The following is a 14,308-nucleotide window of genomic DNA, read 5'->3' as shown; positions in this document are numbered from 1 at the left end:
CCGCAGGCCCAACCAACGAAACAATAACGAGACCACGCCCATGAGCCGCGACGCCCTGAAGACCCTGTTTCATCCCTTTGCCTCCGGTACCGTTGACGCGCCCGGCGAGGGCGAGCGGATTCTGTTTCTCGGCGCCGAGGCCGGCTTTGCCCTGCCTGACGGCTTTACTGCCGAGCTTTCCGCCGTCCAGGGCTTCCGCCCCTTCTATCGCCAACTGCAGGCGCAGCGGATCAACGTGACGCCGGAGATCGAGGGCGGAGATTATGACGGCGCACTCGTGCTTTGCGGCAAGCACAAGGGCGAGAACGAAAGCCATATCGCCGAAGCATTGTCGCGGGTGAAGGACGGTGGCCTAGTCGTCGTTGCCGGCGGCAAGGAAGACGGCATCCAGCCGCTGCGCAAGCGCATCGAGGGCTTTGGCATCACGGTCGAGCACATGCCGAAATATCATGGCGTCGCCTTCTGGTTCACGCGCCCTGCCGACATCAAGGCGCTGACGGCACAGCTCGTGAAGCCGGCGACGCGCGTCGACGACCGCTTCACCACCACGGCCGGCATGTTCTCCCATGACCGGATCGATGCCGGCTCGGAGCTGCTCGCCTCGCGCCTGCCAACGGACTTTACCGGCGACGCCGCCGATTTCGGCGCCGGCTGGGGCTATCTCTCCGTAGAACTGGCAACGAAGTCGCCAAGAATCGCCCGTATCGACCTCTACGAGGCCCATTACGACGCGCTGGAGGCTGCCCGCGCCAATCTGCTTGATAATTGCCCGAAGGTCGCCCAGCGCTTCTTCTGGCACGATCTGGCGAGCGAGCCGGTCAAGGACAAATACGATCTGATCATCATGAATCCGCCCTTCCATGAAGGCCACGCCGCCGAACCTTCGCTCGGCCAGGCTATGATCAAGACAGCCGCCTCGGCGCTGCGCGGCGGCGGACGCCTGATGCTGGTCGCCAATCGCGGCCTGCCCTACGAGCCCGTGCTGGCGGAGAACTTCAAGGAGCATGGCGAGGCTTGCCGCAATGCCCGTTACAAAGTGCTCTGGGCAAAGAAATAAGCAAAGCAAAGGCGGCCAGTGGCCGCCTTTTTTGCGTGCACGGGCCAGTCGGCTCAGCGCATGCGGGACATGAGATGATCCCGCAGATGCAGGAAGCTTCTTTCGACGACAAACCAGAGCGTCGCCGCTACGATGAAGCAGGTGGCGATATAGATCACGAAGCCTGACAGGCCCTGAAGGTTCTCCCGGCCAAAAACCATCCTGTCGAGCTGGTAGACGGCCTTGTGGGTCAGATAGAGGCTGTAGGACAGCGTCGCAATGCCTGTGACCGCCGGAAGATGCCAGCGCCCGATCTTCGGCTGCAGGTCCAGCAGGGCGCCGAGGATGAATGCAACTCCGGCCGAGAACAGCGGGAAGCCTGCGACTGCGCCGGGAAGCGGCTGCAGCAGGAACGGCAGATTGGTTTCCGCAAAAGGCCCTCGTTCGGAAAAGATCATGATGGCTGAGGTGGCAAGAATGCTGCCGATGACAAGGGCGATATAGGGCGGCATATAGCGCTCCCACAGCAGCGGCCTGAACAGCCGGACCGCGGCCAGAACGACGCCGAAGGCCAGGCCATCGAGTCGATTGTAAGTCGGGTAATAGATATCCCTGAGATAGGCGGCAAAGGCTTCGTTATATTGGTACGCCGCTGCCGGCAAACCGACCTCGCCTTGCCATATGGCAAGCCGCAAGCCCATGCCGACAATCACGATCGTTGCTGCCAGCAGCGTGACGGAGACGATCGTTGCATGGCGTCTCAGCAAAAGAACCAGCACCGGCAGGGCCAGATAGAAATGCGCCTCGACGCTCAGCGACCACGCCTCGGTGAATGCGGTACCGGAGCGGGGATCGAGACCGAAATTGAGCGTGGCAGTCAGGAACCGCCAGGCCGGCTGCATGGCCGGCGCATCGCGCAGGGGCGGGATGAGTGCGTAGAGGCCAAGGACGACGAGAAATGCCGGCAATATGCGCAACGCCCGACGCAGATAGAAGCTCTTGAGATCAATGCTGCCACTGCGCGCCGCCTCCGCCATCAACTGGGTGCCGATGAGGAAGCCGCTGAGGACGAAGAATATGTCGACGCCGAGCCATCCATAGGGTCTGAGACCCACAAGCGGCAGCGGCGTCGCCTCGGCCGGCAGATGCAGCAGCATGACCAGCAGGATAGCGATCGCGCGCAGTATATCCGGCCCCAGCGCTCTTGAGCGGGCAATGGCGGAGAGCGATGTCGTCTCGCTCGGTGGAGCGAGCAGCTTGGAATTGGCAACAGTTATGGTGTTCACGGCTGGGGTTCCCGTAAATGGTCTATGACCGCCGATGGACATGCACGAGATACTGTTGAATGCGCCTGATGTATCGCAATTCCGGCCGATGGTAACGGGCCATCCCCGGCAACATAGAATTAACCTAAAGTTTTCGTAAAATTTTAGCCAATGCGGGTTAACGCGGCCGATTCGGCGCTCTCGCGGTCAATCCGTCCTTCAGCGTGTTAGGACAAAGGAGCCGCACCCGCGCTCCACCCATGCATGAATCACCCATAGATTCGCCTCTATTCGAAGGAAGGTTCGTCTCTCGAACAGAAGCCGCATGCTGCTGATATCGTGAGGAGGGGAAGCCAATGATGGGTGTCACGCGCCGCACGGTGCTGCAAAGCGGCCTTCTGGCCTTCGCCTCGACGTTGCCGACCATGAGCCGGGCCACCGCCGCCACTCCAGCCTGGCCGTCATCTCTGGTACAGGCCGCGAGAGCGCAGATCGGCGTTACCACGCGCTATGACCCCACCTATGTCAAAATAACCTATCCGGGCGGAGATGTGCCTCCAGATCGCGGCGTTTGCACCGACGTCGTCATCCGTGCCTATCGCCGTGCCTTCGGGCTCGATCTGCAAGCGTTGCTGCACGAAGACATGAAGGCCAATTTTTCCGCCTATCCCAAAGCATGGGGCATGAAGGCGACCGACCCCAATATCGACCACCGCCGCGTGCCGAATCTCGCCGTCTACTTCACCCGGCGGAAAGCGGCCTTACCACTCAGCGAGGATTTTGCGGCCTATCGCCCCGGTGACCTCGTCACGCAGATACTTCCGGGCAATCTGACCCATATCGTCATCGTCTCATCGAAAACATCGACAGAGGCGCCGGGACGTCCGCTGGTCATCCAGAACATCGGTGCTGGGGCAAGCGAGGACGACACCCTGTTTGCCTATCAGCGGACAGGACATTATCGGTTTGCGCCCGTCTGATCCGGACACGCCAAGCGTCACCTCGCAATATCAGCGAAAGCGGTGGCTAACAGGCTACCGCGATCTGGCCAGCTCTCTCTCCGACCACTCTTGGCGCAGAACAGCGTAGACATACTCGTCGCCCCAAATGCCGTTGAACCGATCGTTCTGGATGAGGTGCGCCTCGCGCCGCAGGCCGAGCCGCTCAACGACGCCGACGGAGCCGGCATTCTTCGCATCCAGCCGCGCGAAGATCCGGTGAAAGCCGAATTTTTCAAAGCCAAGAGTGATGATGGCTCCGGTGGCTTCGGTCGCATATCCCTTCCCGGCATAGGCCGGGTTGAAGGTATAGCCAACCTCGGCCTGAAGGGCTGCCTTGCTGGCAAGCTTCAGGCTGACGTCACCCAGCAGAGCACCGTCCTCCCGCCGAATGGCGGCACACAGGAGTGCATCTCCATCTTCGCAAAAAGAGGAATTCAAACGTGCATCGAAACGCTCCTTCATCACCGCCAACGTAGGCGGATCGCGGTACAGGAAACGATAGATCTCAGGAAGCGAGCGATAGGCGCGATAGGCCTCGAAATCCTCAGGCACAAAGCGGCGGAGAATGAGCCGCTCTGTGAATGCGAAGGGTTCGGCGTTCGTATTCGTCATCGGCAATCCTCTAAAAGGATATCCGGAAAGCTAGTCCTCCCGGCTAGTAACCGGGAGGGCAATTCAAATCAGCACGTTACTCGGCGTCGGCGCTCGACAGCGCTTCCAGCGTCGGCATCGAGGTGATGTTGTAGCCGGCGTCGACGAAGTGGATTTCGCCGGTCACGCCTGCCGACAGCTCCGACAGGAGATAGAGCGAGGACGAGCCGACCTGATCGATGGTGACCGACTTGCGCAGCGGTGCGTTGCGCTGGTTCCACGACAGGATGGCGCGGGCATCGGAAATGCCGGCGCCGGCGAGCGTGCGGATCGGGCCGGCGGAAACGGCGTTGACGCGGATGCCGCGCGGGCCGTAATCGGCGGCGAGATAGCGAACGGACGCCTCGAGTGCTGCCTTGGCGACGCCCATGACGTTGTAGTTCGGGATCACACGCGTCGAGCCGTTATAGGTCAGCGTCAGCATGCTGCCGCCTTCCGTCATCAGCTCGGCGGCGCGCTTGGCAATCTCGGTGAAGGAGAAGCAGGAAATCACCATGGTGCGGGTGAAATTGTCGCGCGTGGTGTTGGCGTAGAGACCCTTCAGCTCGTTCTTGTCCGAGAAGCCGATGGCGTGGACGACGAAATCGAGCTTGCCCCAGCGTTCTCTAATTGCGTCAAAGACGCTATCGACGGAAGCGAGATCCTCGACATCGCAGGGGAGAAGAAAATCGGAGCCGACTTCGGCTGCGAGCGGCTTGACGCGCTTGCCGAGCGCCTCACCCTGAAAGGTGAATGCCAGTTCCGCGCCTTGGGCAGCGAGCGCCTTCGAAATGCCCCAGGCAATGGAATGATTGTTTGCGACGCCCATGATGAGGCCGCGCTTACCCTGCATGATTCCGGTCATTGCCTTATCCGTTGTAGCGCTGGAATACGAGCGTGGCGTTGGTGCCGCCGAAGCCGAAGGAATTCGAAAGAGCGATGTCGATCTTGGCGTCATCGATGCGCTTGCGAACAATCGGCACGCCGGCAAATTCCGGATCGAGTTCGGTGATATGAGCGCTTTCGCCGATGAAGCGCTGCTGCATCATCAGGATCGAATAGATCGATTCCTGCACGCCGGCAGCACCGAGCGAATGGCCCGTCAGCGACTTGGTCGACTGGATCGGCGGGATCCTGTCGCCGAACACTTCGCGGATAGCGCCGATTTCCTTGCTGTCACCCACCGGCGTCGAAGTGCCGTGGGTGTTGATGTAGTCAATGTCGCCCTTCACGGTCGCCAGGGCCTGGCGCATGCAGCGTGCCGCACCCTCGCCCGACGGTGCGACCATGTCGTAGCCATCGGAGGTGGCGCCATAGCCGACGATCTCGGCATAGATCTTGGCGCCGCGTGCCTTGGCGTGCTCAAGCTCTTCCAGAACCAGCACACCGGCGCCGCCGGCGATGACGAAGCCGTCACGATTGGCGTCATAGGCGCGCGAGGCGGTTTCGGGGTGATCCTCGTTGAACTTGGAAGACATGGCGCCCATGGCGTCGAAGAGGTTCGACATGGTCCAGTCGAGATCTTCGTGTCCGCCGGCAAACATCACGTCCTGCTTGCCCCACTGGATCATTTCAGCCGCATTGCCGATGCAGTGCGCCGAGGTCGAGCAGGCAGACGAGATCGAATAGTTGACGCCGTGGATCTTGAACCAGGTGGCAAGCGTCGCCGATGCCGTCGACGACATCGACTTCGGAACCGCGAAGGGGCCGATGCGCTTCGGGCTGTTGTTCTTGCGGGTGATATCGGCGGCTTCGATCAGCGTGCGGGTCGACGGGCCGCCGGAACCCATGATGATGCCGGTGCGCTCGTTGGTGATGTCACCTTCCTCGAGGCCGCTATCGGCGATCGCCTGCTTCATGGCGACATGGTTCCACGCACCGCCCTGCGACAGGAAGCGCATGGCGCGGCGATCGACCAGATCGGTGGTATCGATGGTCGGCGCGCCCCATACCTGGCACTTGAAGCCATGCTCGGCAAAATCGGGGGAGAAAGAAATGCCGGACTTGGCTTCGCGCAGCGAGGCGGTCACTTCTTGAGCATCGTTTCCAATCGAAGAGACAATACCCAGACCCGTAACAACTACCCGTCTCATGTCGATGACCTTTTCTTAAACAGTCTGTCTTGGTGGAGGCGGCAGCGCCGCAGTTCAGGCAACCTTGTCCTTGGACAGGCCTACACGCAGGTCCGTCGCCTGATAGATGGTTTCGCCGTCGGCCTTCAGCCAGCCGTCGGCGGTGCCGAGGACCAGGCGGCCGCGCATGACGCGCTTGAAGTCGATGCCGTATTCGAGGAGCTTCGTATCCGGGCGAACCATGCCCTTGAACTTCACTTCGCCCGTGGACAGCGCCATGCCGCGGCCGGGCTCGCCGAGCCAGCCGAGGAAGAAGCCGGTCAGCTGCCACATGCCATCAAGGCCGAGGCAGCCCGGCATGATCGGGTTGCCGGCAAAATGGCAGGGGAAGTACCAGTCGTCGGGGCGCACGTCATACGCGGCGCGAATGTAGCCCTTGTCGAAAGCCCCGCCGGTTTCGGAAATATCTGTAATGCGATGGACCATCAGCATCGGTGGCAGGGGAAGCTGTGCGTTGCCCGGGCCGAACAGTTCGCCGCGACCGCAGGCCAGGATTTCCTCGTAGTTGAAGCTGGATTGTCTCGTCGTCATAAAAATTCCGTTTCCCCCGCATGAATGCCGATGGATGTGAAGCTTTAGTGCAAGATCGACAGAAAATGAAGCGCAACCATTACACTCTCATTTATCTGTCCGATCGAACGTACCAGCTCTTATGTGGTGGTCGCATACAGGAACGCCAGAGCTGCTGCCAGTGGCAAATGCGCCAAAAGCCCGATTTTTCCGGCTTTTGAGCACCTTCCCACCCCATTGAAACTATTGAAAGCAATCAAGGCAAAAGTTATATGGCTTAGTGAAGAATTATGGAAATCAGGAATCCGGAGTCCCTGAATGGCGGAAGAAGCCGAAATCGCGATCGAGACCAGGCTGCGCAATGTGGGTCTGAGACCCACCAGGCAGCGGATCGCGCTGGGTGATCTTCTCTTCGCCAAGGGCGACCGACACCTGACAGTCGAGGAACTTCACGAGGAAGCGGTCGCCGCGGGCGTGCCTGTTTCCCTCGCAACTGTCTACAATACGCTGCATCAATTCACCGAAGCCGGCATGATCCGTGTTCTCGCCGTCGAGAGCGCCAAGACCTATTTCGACACCAATGTCTCCGACCACCATCACTTTTTCGTGGAAGGCCATAATGAGGTGCTCGATATTCCGATCAGCAATCTGACGATCGGCAACCTGCCGGAGCCGCCGCAGGGCATGGAAATCGCCCATGTCGACGTTGTCATTCGCCTGCGCCGCAAGCAGCGATAGTAGGCAGTAGGCAGTAGAATTGTTCCGCAGTCCTTTGCGATTGCCTGCTGCCTAATTCCTATTGCCTCCCCATCTCCATCTCACATGACATCATCGGGATGCCGCCCAGGCTTGTGATGATAGGTCGGGAAGGTCCAGCCGAACCAGAGCGCGCCGCCGCGCACGGCAAAGGCCGCCGCAACGCCGAGCCCCGCCGAAGCATAGAGCGGCAGCATGGTCGCATTGGCAGCCGTGAAGACGCCGGCGCCGACGAGAGCCGCCGTTACGTAAATCTCCGGCCGTAGCAGCACCGAGGGCTCGTTTGCCAGGAGATCGCGCAGGATGCCGCCAAAGGTCGCCGTCAGCGCGCCGGTGATGATGGCAACTGTCGGCGAGCCTGTGGCCGCCATGCCCTTGGCCGCCCCCATCACGCAATAGGCCGAAAGCCCCACCGCATCGAGCCAGAGAAGCAGCCGATAGCGCGATTCGAACAGATGCGCGGTGAAGAACACCAGGACACCGACGATGGCGCAGATGATGATATAGATCGGGTTCAGCACCCAGAAGACCGGCACCCTGCCAAGGATGATATCCCGAAGCGTGCCGCCGCCGATGCCGGTGACGGCGGCCAGGAACAGGAAGCCGATCGGATCGAGCTGCTTGCGCGACGCCGCGAGCGCGCCGGTTGCGGCAAAGAGAGCGACGCCGACATAATCCAAAAGCGAGAGAAGCGACATCGGGAACTCCAAAAGGGCGCCGGCGGCAATTTTGACGAAATGAATCACGACGGCAAGGGTCGCGCAAGCAGGCGCGTGTAAAGATGGCGCAGCGGTCATGGCGCCAAGGTGGCCGCGACGGCGCTTCGAAGAGGACCTCCCCCGGTGAAATCCCTGCTGATCGTGATTCTCAATCTCATCGCATTCGTGATCATGCCCGCCGCAGCGGTGGCGCAGCAATCGCTCTTGCAGGACCCGGTGGCTTTCGAGAAAGAACATTTCACCAAGGCTTGCGATGGCCAGGTGAGCTTTGGCGACCATTTCGCCACCCAGCAGGACATCAACAACGACAAGCTGATGGATATCGTCATCAACGAGGGCGAGATCACCTGCAAAGGCGAAAAAGGCCCCTACTGCACCGACGAAGGCTGCCCCTATAATTTCTATGTCCAGGTGGCCGAGGGCGGCTATCTGCTCATCGCCACAGCACAGACCTATGGCTATGATTTCATCCAGCGTTTCGGCAACATGGTGCTGGTCATGAAGATGCACCCGCGCTTCTGCGACCGCACCGACAACGTTCCGTGCGAGATCACCGTCAGGGTGCGCGGCGTCAAATTCGTCACCATTTCCAAGAAATAGGTCTCAGGGCGCGGGGTACAGCGCCGATGTGCGGCCGACGAAATAATAGCCGACGAGGCCGGTCCACTCGCGCAAGCCGGTTGCCAGCAATTGCGCATTGAGCGAGGGCTGGGTGAAATCGAAGTGCAGCGTTTCCTTGCCGGTGCTGCGATAATCGACCGGCCAGGGCACGACGGGAATGCCCTGCTTGCGGAAGATGCCCATCGAGCGCGGCATGTGGAAGCCCGAGGTGATGAGCAGGCAATCCGAAAGGCCGTTCTGCGCCAGCAGCTCCTTGGTGTTGACTGCATTCTCGAAGGTGGTGCGCGAGGTCCTGTCCTCGACCATGCGGCTCGTCGAGATGCCGAGTGCGGTGAAGAAGCGCTCCGAGATGACGGCATCGCCCTCATAGCTACCGCCGATCGAACCATCGCCGCCCGAAATGACGATGCGTGCCTGCGGATATTTCTGCGCCAGCCGCAGGGCCTCGACGAGCCGGTCGCCGGCCGAATCGAGCTCATAGCCGCCCCGCGCCGTCGTCACCTCGTTCTGCGTGGCGCCACCCAGCACGATCATGCATTTTAGATCCGCAGGGTCGGCGGCAGCGCGCGGAAAGCGCTCTTCCAGCCCCTGCACGACATAGGCGCCCGCCGTCGTGTACAGCGCGACGAACAGGATCAGCAGAGACAATAGCGATGCAGTGATCGCAGAGGCGCGCCAACGCAGAAGCGTGGCGATGAACGCCAGCAGATCGAGGAAAAATGCCAGCGACAGCGGCTGACCGAAAATCCAGACAAGTTTCGAAAAAACAAACACGGCGCACCTCAAGCTTGTCGGCAAAAACGATTCGTTTTCTCCCTAGCAGATTTTGTGCACTGCAATGTGGCTATTTCGATCGCCGCGCCATTGAGGCCGCAACCTTCATGCTCTCGCTGTGTAGTGGCTGGAGAACAAGTGTCGGCAAGCATTGTCGAATCTGCCAGAGCGCAAGAGCTCTGGCAGGGTGTGGAGATGCATGGACCAATAGTTTTTATTGGCTATTTGCAGCCCTTGGCTTTCATTGTGTTTTGAACCGATAATACCTTGCCCTTTGAAACCGATATGGTGCCTTCCTTATCGCCCCCGGTAACGCTGGACATCGGAACGCCAATCAGGAAAACGCCAAAGGCATCTCCGTTGGCGGCATTATTCTGTTGCTTGGACAGCGCCGCGAGATTGGCCTGCTCCTTTTTCAATTCTTGTGAGAGCGCAGCACAATCAAGGTTTGAATAGGCAGCCATCGGAATATCCGTAGGTACGATGGCATCAGGGCGCTTCGCGCATGCAGCCAGTGGCAACAGCGCAAGCGCCGCAATAAATTTACGATTCATTTCAGGATCCCCAGCATGTTTACGGCCTTACTAGACAGCAACGCTGAGGAGAGAGAAAGGAGCCGAAAAATCAACCACAGGATTTTTAATGGTATCTGTTCATTCCACAATTGCCGAAGTTGCACATAGAGCGAGATTTGCCGGGCAAGTTACACACGGCTACTTCGTTCGCCGCGCCATGGACGACGAAATCATCAGCCGCTGATTGAAGCGATGCTGTAGCGGCCGGGGAATGAGGAGCGTCACCAGGGCCAGCAAGAATGCAGCGATCGAAACCAGCCAGAGCGCGCCTGCGCCAAGTGAATGGGCCAGGACCGCGCCGATGACGGCGCCGAATATCATGCCGCTCCAGGGCACGATCTGCACCGTCCAGGCAAAATCCCGATCGCCGAGCAGAAAGCGGCCAATGCCGCGGCCAAACCGCGACAGCGCGCCGGTTACATAGGTGAGCCCGATCGGCAGACCCTCGATATGTTCGACCGTGGCGTTGACCATGCCCATGGCCAGCACGACCAGGTAGAACTGCACCAGCAGAAGCGACGGCAACCCAAGGCCCGCCGCAGCAGCAAGAAGAACGCTGACGCAGACAAGCACGACGAAGGCGCGCCGGTCGGCAAGGTGGGCAACAACGATCCCGAGCGCATTGCCGGCAATGAAGGTGACGATCGCGGCCAGCAGCACCAGCGCATGGCCGAAATCACCCGTGCCGAAAGCAATCGCCGCACGCGTTGTATTCCCGGTCATGAAGGACACGAAGTTGCCGGTGAGCATCAGACCGACCGCATCGGTCATGCCGGCGAGAAAAGCGATCGAGGCAACGAGGAGCAACCCCGTCACCCTGCGGCGGGTCTTGATAAGACGACGGCGGCGCTGTCTGGTCATGTCCGAATCGGATGAGTTGCGGAAGGCCGAAGGCTAGCATGGCATGGGTGAGATGCCGAGAATTATGGAAAGGCCTCCCCGCAGATAAGGCGGCCGCCTACCAGACGCTCAAATATCTCAGCAGGGAAACGATGCCGATGATGATGACGATGATCTGCACGATCTGCCGCGTGCGGCCATCGAGCGGCAAGCGCTGGACCAAGTAGAGAACCAGGACGATGACAAGGAAGGTAATCAAAATCCCGACCAGAACTGAAGCACCAAGCATGGACTTTCCCTTCGCAAACTAAAAACACCATTGGCTATGGGGACTTAACTATGGGACGGCTGGTTAAAGTAAAGGCTTGGGGTTGAGATAGGGCGCTGATCTATGATTGCCTTTGGGGCAATATGGAAATGCTGGTCGTGAAAAGCAGTTGGAGCAATGGATAAAGCAGCCGCCTCGCAGCGGGCCAACGCTCCAAGCTGGGCCATTTTCGCGATGCCGCTTCACCGGTGGACAGCGCTATTTTTTTCGTGAAAACCTTAAGGAGGCGACGTCCTCACCATCCGATTTGAAAATGCGCTCAACAACAAACTGCCTACCGTCGTCGAAGCCGAACCAGCATTTTGATGTACTACCGCAATACCACTCCGACGAGCCGGGCTGTTTAAAGAATACGCCTCCGTTGTTTGAGGTCTGGATTCTGGTTACGGTTGTCAGTAGCTCACCATCGGCCCCACAAATCTCTAGACCCTCTTTGACGATCAAACTGCTTGCAGATGTGACGGACGTGGAAGCAAGGCATTTTGAATAATCGATTGTAGCGCTCGCTGGCGCACTGGTTCCGGAGTTTGTCGGTCCGGGTAACTTGGCAATCTCTTGTGCCACAGTGGTTTTGACTAGAGTCTCTATCGCAAGTCGATCAATATTGGAGCCAGTGCCAGGCGGCCCTTGCTCGCCTTGCGGCCCGCGTTCCCCCCGAGGACCTTGAACGCCTGGGTCGCCTTGTTCACCTTTGGGACCCTGTGGGCCAGTTTTTCCATCAGGCACTTTTGCCAGGCGGTTGATTGTACCCTGCAGTTCAGTGACCTGCTTTGTGAGCAAATCGACCGCAACCTGAGCCTGATCAACCTTCTCTTTGTAAGAATTTATCACTATGGCGGCGCCACCAACGGCAGCAATGGCAGTAATAATAAGCCCAAAATCGTTTAAAAATGTCTTTGCCTTATGAAGCTTACTTACTTCCGTCATGTTATTACAAGCACCTCCGTTTCTCTGATCGGCAACTTGCAAAAGAATCGATTAAAAGTCGAGTCCAAGCTCGATGAAACTATTCGTAGAATCCGTCTGTCTACTTACGTATGAGAACTATTGATCGGCGTTTAAAGAGCTCGACGAGTCCATGCAGGCAAGGAGGGAGAGCGATACAATGAGAAGTAGTTCTTCATTCAGCGACTGGCCATTATGAGACGGGTAAACGCTTTCTCGTTCTAGCTAAATCGAATGAGTTGCAGGAGGAGAGAGACCAGCACAATGTTGGGGTATTCCCGGAGTGAATTGCAAACGCACATGCGGAGGCATTTCACTGAACGAAAATGCCGACGGCTACAGCGGAATGAAGCCGATCAAAGTAGCCTCTTCCTGGCAAACGCTCTACCGGAATGAGATTTTAGATATGTCTCAAATTCCAATGCTCGATATTTATCGGGAAAGGCCGAGTACCATCGCAGAACCCACGGTGCAAACTTCGCGGTGTGAGACGATTTGCCTGAATTGTGAGCTGCAAGCCGCTGCTTCAGGTCGGAAGTTGATCCGGTATATTGCTGATCGGGAGAATCGACGCTTTGCAGAATATACACGTACCACATTGGCATCCCGATCTATCGGCGCCCCGCAAGTCTCGTTAAAAATCTGAAATGATCAATACGCTCACTAAGTATCAATATACGAAGCAATATTTTTTGAAATCTAAGCCCGTCGTCGCCCTATGGGCTATGCCGGGCACTGCTTCGGCCTAACGGTTTCCCGCGGCTGCGCCACGCGAAGCCCGTAAGGGCGAAGCGTGGTGGAGCTAAGCGGGATCGAACCGCTGACCTCTTGCATGCCATGCAACAGGCCATCCTATTACCCTGGAATACAGAGCGATACGGGCCTACCAAAACCTCTTTGATTTCAATAAACTTCTGCTATAGTCGGTGACCAAGAGATACTGAGATTACCTTTCTGTGCTTCCCTGGTGTTTCCCAAAATCTAATGGCAAAAAAAGAACCTCCTATCAACTCTGCTATAACCGCAGAAATCACCCTTAACCTGCTCAAGAGGATCGAGCCGGGCGAGAGCGAGTATTTCGTCTCGGATTCCAGCGTAACGGGTTTTGCAATCCGGGTTCGCCCGTCCGGGTCGATGTCATATGTTGTCCTGTATCGGTATGGAGGTGGCCGAGACGGTGCGACGCGAAAATACACGATCGGAAGCATCAAAAAGATAACCCCAGACGAAGCAAGGCGCCTCGCAAAGACAATCTTGGCCGAAGTGGTCCACGGAAAAGATCCGGCGAAAGAGAAAACCAACGATCGATTGTCTCCAACCTTCGAAGTCTTGAAGGACGACTATCTATTGTCCGTAGATGCGAAGCAGAAGAGCTCCACGTACAAGCTCTATGCCCATTGGTTGAATATCGCCTCTGAAGTCCTCGGCCGCAGGAAGGCGAAAGATGTTGGCCGGGGAGAAATCGAGAAGCTTCACGTCACCCTGAAGGACAAGCCCATAACGGCGAACCGGGTCCTTTCCACGATCAGTTCCATGTACACTTGGGGGATGAGCGTGACGGCTCTTCCAAGCATGGAAAACCCTGCCAGCGGCATCAAGAAATATCCGGAAGACAATCGGGATAGGTACCTCACGAACGAGGAGCTTGGAAGGCTCGGAGACGCTATCCGGGAGGCTGAGACCGATGGCATTCCGTGGGATCCCGATCCGGAAAAGAAGGTCAAGCATGCGCCTAAAGCAGAAAATCGGCGCATCAAGATCGACGCCTTTGCCGCCGCCGCCTTACGACTGTTCATTCTGACAGGCGCCCGGCGTGGCGAAATCCTCAAGCTCAAATGGTCCAACGTAGACCTGCAGCGTGGTTTGCTCTTCCTTGACGATAGCAAGACGAGGAAGAAGACAATCATCCTCAATGGGCCCGCACAGGTCATCCTGACCGAGCTGAAGAAGCTGGGGCCGTACGTCATTCCGGGTGAGCCGAAGGTTCTCGATGACGGGAAGATCGAACACCGTCCCCGCTCTGATCTGAAGCGGTGTTGATTTCCGGTAGGAACTGACCCGGTATTTCCACCGAGATTTGGCTCTGACGCACATTTGCTGCTGTGCAGGTCTACGACGCACCGATCAACCGCGCCTGCAGGAGATCGAGTTTTGCTCTTCCGTACATCTGGCGCTT

General features: G+C 58.2%; 17 protein-coding genes. 5 read left to right on the top strand and 12 right to left on the bottom strand.

The window, feature by feature from the left end; genetic code table 11:
* Positions 1-40: 40 nt before the first annotated feature.
* The gene (locus A6U86_RS20395; protein ID WP_068394793.1) at positions 41-1,057 is read left to right on the top strand and encodes a class I SAM-dependent methyltransferase; all 1,017 of its coding nucleotides are present in this window, start codon (positions 41-43) and stop codon (positions 1,055-1,057) included.
* A gap of 53 nt (positions 1,058-1,110) precedes the next feature.
* On the opposite strand, the gene A6U86_RS20390 is transcribed toward A6U86_RS20395, so the two are convergent.
* Entirely contained in the window at positions 1,111-2,322 is a 1,212-nt protein-coding gene (locus tag A6U86_RS20390; RefSeq protein ID WP_083196919.1) for an acyltransferase, read from the bottom strand.
* A gap of 335 nt (positions 2,323-2,657) precedes the next feature.
* Here A6U86_RS20390 and A6U86_RS20385 point away from each other — a divergent pair, with 335 nt between their 5' ends.
* Positions 2,658-3,281 (top strand): DUF1287 domain-containing protein, encoded by a 624-nt coding sequence (locus tag A6U86_RS20385; protein WP_244510027.1) that lies wholly within the window; start codon positions 2,658-2,660, stop codon positions 3,279-3,281.
* 54 nt (positions 3,282-3,335) lie between these two features.
* Here the strand turns inward: A6U86_RS20385 and A6U86_RS20380 are convergent, their stop codons facing one another.
* From A6U86_RS20380 to fabA, 4 genes are all read right to left on the bottom strand, one after another.
* On the bottom strand, positions 3,336-3,914 hold the full coding sequence (locus A6U86_RS20380) for a GNAT family N-acetyltransferase (RefSeq protein ID WP_068394792.1): 579 nt from the start codon (positions 3,912-3,914) through the stop codon (positions 3,336-3,338).
* Positions 3,915-3,990: 76 nt separating this feature from the next.
* Positions 3,991-4,797, bottom strand: a complete 807-nt coding sequence (gene fabI, locus A6U86_RS20375; protein WP_068394791.1) for an enoyl-ACP reductase FabI — start codon at positions 4,795-4,797, stop codon at positions 3,991-3,993.
* A gap of 4 nt (positions 4,798-4,801) precedes the next feature.
* Positions 4,802-6,025, bottom strand: coding sequence for a beta-ketoacyl-ACP synthase I (fabB, locus tag A6U86_RS20370; protein ID WP_068394790.1), 1,224 nt, complete (start codon positions 6,023-6,025; stop codon positions 4,802-4,804).
* Between the two features lie 54 nt (positions 6,026-6,079).
* Positions 6,080-6,595 (bottom strand): 3-hydroxyacyl-[acyl-carrier-protein] dehydratase FabA, encoded by a 516-nt coding sequence (gene fabA, locus A6U86_RS20365; RefSeq protein ID WP_068394789.1) that lies wholly within the window; start codon positions 6,593-6,595, stop codon positions 6,080-6,082.
* 297 nt (positions 6,596-6,892) lie between these two features.
* On the opposite strand from fabA, the gene irrA reads away from it, so the two are divergent.
* Positions 6,893-7,312 (top strand): iron response transcriptional regulator IrrA, encoded by a 420-nt coding sequence (irrA, locus tag A6U86_RS20360; protein ID WP_068394788.1) that lies wholly within the window; start codon positions 6,893-6,895, stop codon positions 7,310-7,312.
* Between the two features lie 80 nt (positions 7,313-7,392).
* Here irrA and A6U86_RS20355 read toward each other — a convergent pair whose 3' ends face one another.
* On the bottom strand, positions 7,393-8,028 hold the full coding sequence (locus A6U86_RS20355; RefSeq protein WP_068394841.1) for a trimeric intracellular cation channel family protein: 636 nt from the start codon (positions 8,026-8,028) through the stop codon (positions 7,393-7,395).
* 144 nt (positions 8,029-8,172) lie between these two features.
* On the opposite strand from A6U86_RS20355, the gene A6U86_RS20350 reads away from it, so the two are divergent.
* Positions 8,173-8,649, top strand: a complete 477-nt coding sequence (locus tag A6U86_RS20350; RefSeq protein WP_068394787.1) for a hypothetical protein — start codon at positions 8,173-8,175, stop codon at positions 8,647-8,649.
* Positions 8,650-8,652: 3 nt separating this feature from the next.
* On the opposite strand, the gene A6U86_RS20345 is transcribed toward A6U86_RS20350, so the two are convergent.
* From A6U86_RS20345 to A6U86_RS34810, 6 genes are all read right to left on the bottom strand, one after another.
* Positions 8,653-9,444 carry a YdcF family protein gene (locus A6U86_RS20345; RefSeq protein ID WP_068394786.1) on the bottom strand — a complete coding sequence of 264 codons (792 nt, stop codon included), beginning with the start codon at positions 9,442-9,444 and terminating at the stop codon, positions 8,653-8,655.
* 221 nt (positions 9,445-9,665) lie between these two features.
* On the bottom strand, positions 9,666-9,998 hold the full coding sequence (locus tag A6U86_RS20340; protein WP_068394785.1) for a hypothetical protein: 333 nt from the start codon (positions 9,996-9,998) through the stop codon (positions 9,666-9,668).
* 159 nt (positions 9,999-10,157) lie between these two features.
* Positions 10,158-10,880: a YoaK family protein gene (locus tag A6U86_RS20335; RefSeq protein ID WP_068394784.1), complete on the bottom strand. Its 723-nt coding sequence runs from the start codon at positions 10,878-10,880 to the stop codon at positions 10,158-10,160.
* A 97-nt stretch (positions 10,881-10,977) separates the two neighbouring features.
* Positions 10,978-11,148 carry a Thivi_2564 family membrane protein gene (locus A6U86_RS35245; protein ID WP_136686861.1) on the bottom strand — a complete coding sequence of 57 codons (171 nt, stop codon included), beginning with the start codon at positions 11,146-11,148 and terminating at the stop codon, positions 10,978-10,980.
* A gap of 237 nt (positions 11,149-11,385) precedes the next feature.
* The gene (locus A6U86_RS36035; protein WP_275507280.1) at positions 11,386-12,114 is read right to left on the bottom strand and encodes a collagen-like protein; all 729 of its coding nucleotides are present in this window, start codon (positions 12,112-12,114) and stop codon (positions 11,386-11,388) included.
* A 374-nt stretch (positions 12,115-12,488) separates the two neighbouring features.
* Positions 12,489-12,731, bottom strand: coding sequence for a GIY-YIG nuclease family protein (locus tag A6U86_RS34810; RefSeq protein WP_083196921.1), 243 nt, complete (start codon positions 12,729-12,731; stop codon positions 12,489-12,491).
* A 385-nt stretch (positions 12,732-13,116) separates the two neighbouring features.
* On the opposite strand from A6U86_RS34810, the gene A6U86_RS20325 reads away from it, so the two are divergent.
* Positions 13,117-14,172, top strand: a complete 1,056-nt coding sequence (locus A6U86_RS20325) for an integrase family protein (RefSeq protein ID WP_068394782.1) — start codon at positions 13,117-13,119, stop codon at positions 14,170-14,172.
* The last annotated feature ends 136 nt before the right edge of the window (positions 14,173-14,308 follow it).

This window comes from Rhizobium sp. AC27/96 (genome assembly GCF_001692325.1).
Taxonomy (GTDB): Bacteria; Pseudomonadota; Alphaproteobacteria; order Rhizobiales; family Rhizobiaceae; genus Rhizobium.
This window is presented reverse-complemented; position numbering and strand designations above follow the sequence as displayed.